This window comes from Acidithiobacillus sp. TH-A36 (assembly GCF_057473445.1).
This window is the reverse complement of sequence record NZ_JBYCKP010000560.1, coordinates 1-4,690: the sequence shown is the minus strand read 5'-3', so window position 1 is coordinate 4,690 and position 4,690 is coordinate 1. Positions and strand designations below refer to the sequence as shown.

Annotated in this window: 5 protein-coding genes; 3 read left to right on the top strand and 2 right to left on the bottom strand. The window is 52.9% G+C overall.

The window, feature by feature from the left end:
* Positions 1-634: ATP-dependent DNA helicase (locus AC2VLY_RS14205; protein WP_486922506.1), on the bottom strand; the 634-nt coding region annotated here is incomplete at its 3' end.
* 135 nt (positions 635-769) lie between these two features.
* On the opposite strand from AC2VLY_RS14205, the gene AC2VLY_RS14200 reads away from it, so the two are divergent.
* Together AC2VLY_RS14200 and ccsB are read left to right on the top strand one after the other, a co-directional pair.
* Complete coding sequence (locus AC2VLY_RS14200; RefSeq protein ID WP_227485376.1) at positions 770-1,042, top strand: hypothetical protein; 273 nt, start codon at positions 770-772, stop codon at positions 1,040-1,042.
* Positions 1,043-1,268: 226 nt separating this feature from the next.
* On the top strand, positions 1,269-2,438 hold the full coding sequence (ccsB, locus tag AC2VLY_RS14195; protein ID WP_486891926.1) for a c-type cytochrome biogenesis protein CcsB: 1,170 nt from the start codon (positions 1,269-1,271) through the stop codon (positions 2,436-2,438).
* A 295-nt stretch (positions 2,439-2,733) separates the two neighbouring features.
* On the opposite strand, the gene AC2VLY_RS14190 is transcribed toward ccsB, so the two are convergent.
* Positions 2,734-3,903, bottom strand: coding sequence for a C40 family peptidase (locus AC2VLY_RS14190; protein ID WP_486922505.1), 1,170 nt, complete (start codon positions 3,901-3,903; stop codon positions 2,734-2,736).
* Positions 3,904-4,334: 431 nt separating this feature from the next.
* Here AC2VLY_RS14190 and AC2VLY_RS14185 point away from each other — a divergent pair.
* Positions 4,335-4,690, top strand: a 356-nt coding sequence (locus AC2VLY_RS14185; RefSeq protein ID WP_486922504.1) for a thioredoxin fold domain-containing protein, incomplete at its 3' end; no start/stop codon positions are given.

Below are 4,690 nucleotides of genomic sequence, written 5' to 3'. Positions count from 1 at the left end.
CATTGGCCTTGAGTGCCAGATCGGAAAAAAGCAGGTGGTGGTTCACCACCAGCAGATCGGCTTCCTGGGCCTTGCGCCGCGCTTCCACGACATGACAACGCTGGTAATCAGGACATTCACTACCCAGACAATTATCCCGGGTTGAAGTTACCAGCGGCCACACCGCCGAGTCTTCCGGGACCCCGCTGACTTCCGCAACATCTCCCTCCCGGGTGCGCCCCGCCCAATTCACAATTTTGGCGAGAGGAGCCGCCAGCAATGGCGCGACACCCTCGCTGCTGAAACGCTGGAGACGGTGCAGACAAAGATAATTGGACCGCCCCTTGAGACGGCTGACGCGCATCGGCTTACCCACCACATCCATGAGCAAGGGAATGTCTTTTTCGAGAATCTGGTCTTGCAGTGCCTTGCTCCCGGTGGAAACCAGCACCTTGCGTCCGGAAAGCATGGCGGGCAACAAGTAGGCAAACGTTTTACCTGTACCCGTACCTGCTTCAATCAATGCCACCCCACCCTGCTGCAAGGTTTGGGCAACCTGCGCGGCCATGGCCTGCTGCTGGGCACGCGCCCGAAACTGCGGCAAGCGTTGTGCCAAGGCCCCATTTTGTCCCAGATTTTCTGACCAGTCTGTCACTGATAACGCCTGAATTTCATGCCTACTCCCGCTGCGCGCTCTGTCCTGCTATTTTTACACAATTCCGTCATAAATAGGGCATTCATGTATAAACGTCGTGCACACATACTCTTTTGGCATCCGAGCAAACCTGAAATGGCCCAATATGCTGCCCAATTAGCCACTGAACTTGGCGGTGAGTGGCTGATCGCCAAAGCCAATTCGGCAGAATACTTATGGCCCGATCTTTTAATTGCGCTGGACTGTGATGGGATCCCTGAGCTGGAACGGGCAACCCATACCCAATGCAAATTCTGGCCAGTTTCCTCCACGGATCCTGAAAATAACCTGCGAGAACGCATTCTGGGTGTCATCGGCGGTTTTCGCTTACTGGCCAGACTGGATCAAAGTACACCGCCGCCAGCCTGAGCCTGGGTGAACACGCTGGCCCTTTCGGAACCAGAGGTATTGTCCCGATTGTTCGATTAGGCCCAAAAGTCTAAAATTATGTGTAAGTTAGCGTATTCTGAAAGCGAGCATTTTGACCTTTGTGGATAGATGAAAAGCCCGGACTGTTCGGGCTTAATTATTGCTTAAAGCCCTTATAAAATTGTAAACAGATGCCAAACACTACCGCGAAACAGGAGCCAACAAGATGTCAGCGCAACTCCAATCACCCTATTTTTCACTCAAAGAGCCCACATCCATAGAAAACTCCAAATCCCAGCGTACTGCCTGGGCCTTTTTTCTGAGCGTCGGCGCCGTTGCCACCTGGGCCATATTTCGTGCTGAATTCTGGATGTGGCAATTCATCATCCTCGGTATGTGGTATGTCGGCCTTATGTGGTTTGGTCTGAAATGGCCTGCTTTCCGGGTGTTGTTTCTGGTCGTCATGGCTATTGCCGGCACCGGGGTAGGGCTTTATCAATGGGGTTTCACGACGCACGACAGCCTCGCAATACGCTACTTTTTTCACAGCAATGCGATGTTTTACTGGATGAGTGGCGCAATTTTGCTCAGTGCCGCCGGCTACTATTTGTATCTGTTTGCCGGTAACCAGAATGCCGGTAACTGGGGGCATAGTCTGGCCTGGGTTGCCGTTGTTCTGGGCTTTGCCGGTCTGGCCATTCGCTGGCGAGAAACCTATATCGGCCACCCATCCTGGGGACATATTCCGGTCAGCAATATTTATGATGTGATGGTGTTATTTTGTGCGACCACCATCCTGTTTTACTTGTTTCACGAAAATCGCACAGAAAACCGGGGATTGGGGGCTTTTGTTCTGCCTTTGGTGCTGTTCGCTGATATTTTTCTGATCTGGGTGGGTGCTGCTTACCATTTGAACCGTATTCAACCACTGATTCCGGCATTGCAGAGCTTCTGGATGAAAATCCATGTACCTTCCATGTTCATTGCCTACGCCAATTTTTATATTTCAGCCATGGCCGGTTTGGCCTATTTGCTGAAAGAACGTGCCATCAGCAGCGGCAACTTCCTGCGCGATCGCCTGCCCAGCCTGGAATTACTGGACAAGACCTTTTCCGGAACCATCGCCTTCGGATTTTTGTTTTTTACGGTCGGCACCATTCTCGGTGCAGTCTGGGCTGCCAAGGCCTGGGGGGGATTCTGGTCCTGGGACCCCAAGGAAACCTGGGCTCTGATTGTCTGGCTGAATTATGCCGGCTTTCTGCACGCCCGCAGTCAGCGCAACTGGGAAGGACGCCCCATGGCCTGGTGGGCATTTATCAGCCTGATCGTCGTTACCTTCTGTTTCATCGGCGTCGACTTGTTCCTGGGTGGGCTGCACTCCTACGGCAAACTCTGAATGATAAGAAAGGCGGCCGTGGGCCGGGAAGCTTTGCCGCGACTTTGGCCCGCGCCGTTGTTGTTCCTGGTGAAATCCTGCGACTGTCAGGAGAGCTGTCTGAGCCCATAGGGCGAGTTCTCTCCTGACAGCAGGATAAGCCTTGGAACAACAGGCAAGGGACGTTGGAGCAAAAAGCTTCCCGGATCGCGGTCGCCTTTTCGATGAACCGTAAAGTTAAGCATCAACAAAGCACAACCCGCAGCTTCAAGTCTGCGGGTTTTTTATGAGCAACGCTCTGATCAGTACAGCAACCTTAATAAGAGTTGGCTACCGGCAAGCTGCGTGCGCCGTCATAATGCGCTGCCCAATAAGGATCATTCAGGCTGCCAACCTGGACACCAGTGCTGGGTGTCTGGGCGCTGACGAAACGCTGGTGACCGATGTATATACCTACGTGAGAATAAGCCCGATGCATGGTATCAAAAAACACCAGATCGCCGGGTTTGAGATTTTCCCGGGACACCTTGTGCAACTCCGCAGCCTGGGCATAAGAAGTGCGCGGCACCTGAATGTCAAATTTGGCCAGTATGTATTTCACGAAGCCACTGCAATCAAAACCTGAAGCCGGACTCATCCCGCCCCAGCGATAGGGGGCACCAATAAACTTCAAGGCCGAAACCACCATGGCCCGGGGCGAAAGCCAGGAATCACCCGAGGACGCAGCGGCATTACTCCCGGTATTGTTTGGATCTGCCTGTTGTTGGGCAATAGCGTCTGCCAATTCAGCAGCAGCCTGAGGTCCGCTGACGGCATCGCCGCTGGACTCCAAAGCCTGCAGCGGATGGCGGGCCCAGTGGTAGGCCTGACTGGCAAACATTTCCAGGGCAATGCGCAGATGCGACTGATCCGGCGCAGAGGTGGCAACCACTGCATCCACCGGGGCTGCCGCCGGCTTGGCCGGAGAATCTGTATTCATCGTGCTGGCTGCAAGACCGGTTTTCACCAGCACCAGGGATCGATCAACAAAGTCGGGGCTGGTGACAGAACTGGCGGATGTATCCGGGAACGAATGAACAGGAAATTGGTAATTGGTTACCGGCTGAGGTGCTGCACCTACTCCCGCAAATTCCACCGGGGAAAGATGCATCAATTGCAGGGCCGTTGGCGTCAAAGCCGTATAATCGGCTGCTTCGACTGGTAAAGCCTTATGCCTATGCGAAACTTTTCGGACCGATTTGACGGCATGATAATGTCTCGAATAGGGATGCCTGGGAGAGGTCTCCCGATGATACCGATGCGCATCCACTCGATGAGCTGCCGTCTTAACATGATGTGGCGCGGCCTGAGCCACAGCAACACCTCCTGTACACAAACATACCGCTAAAGCAATCTGCCAGCGATGCTTCTTCTTCATTCTTATCTCCAGAATCACCTGGGAATCGCCGCTGCGTAATCTGCCCAAGGGCTGATTATGCAGAGACATTGCCATTTCTCATAAAGTTGAAAGAGAAACTTCGAGGCTACCCCCTGAACCCAACAAAAAAGCCGAACATTGGTTCGGCTCGATCAGTATTACCCGGACTATGGCACACGCGGGCCGACAGCGAATCAAAACTGCCAGCAGCTTGGGGCGCCAAGCCCCAAATAACCAGACAGTCTTCTCCCGAATCAATTCGAATATTAGCCATTAGTAAAATCGATGCTCCATAGTCCGTATTTGGGAATATAGGTGGAATTGCCGGGACAGGCAAGGTCTGAAAAGCAATTTTTTCCTGATTTCCGAAAAATGCTTAAAACTGGCCTGAGTATTGCTTTAATACAAGGAGATAGCAAAAATCAAGGAGCGCATGCATGTTCTCTTCTGTCTTAATGAGCAAAAAAAGTTGGCTTTATTCTATGGGCTTAGCGTTTTCCATGACCCTCATGACAAGCGGCTTCAGTCCACCTGGCCAAGCCTCGACGCTGGGCCAGATCGCGGCCAGTTTTGCCCCAAAGCGCACAACTGCCAGCCCTGCACAGATCTGGCAGCGACTCGATCATACCCGCTGGTTCGTCCAAGGTTCGGGGCCACACATCATTTATCTGATATTTGATCCGAACTGCCCCTATTGCCACCTTCTCATCCAGGAACTGCAATCCCTGATCAAACCCGATCAACTCAGCATACGCTATGTTCCCGTGGGCTTTCTGGAACCTTCCAGTACCGGCAAAGCTGCCGCGATTCTGGAGGCGAAAAACCCACTGAAGGCCCTATGGGAAAATGAAAAAGG

Bases quoted from the DNA above. Each gene is read 5' to 3' on its own strand.
- AC2VLY_RS14200 (WP_227485376.1), top strand. From the start codon at position 770: ATGGCCCAATATGCTGCCCAATTAGCCACTGAACTTGGCGGTGAGTGG.
- ccsB (WP_486891926.1), top strand. From the start codon at position 1,269: ATGTCAGCGCAACTCCAATCACCCTATTTTTCACTCAAAGAGCCCACA.
- AC2VLY_RS14190 (WP_486922505.1), bottom strand. From the start codon at position 3,903: ATGTCTCTGCATAATCAGCCCTTGGGCAGATTACGCAGCGGCGATTCC.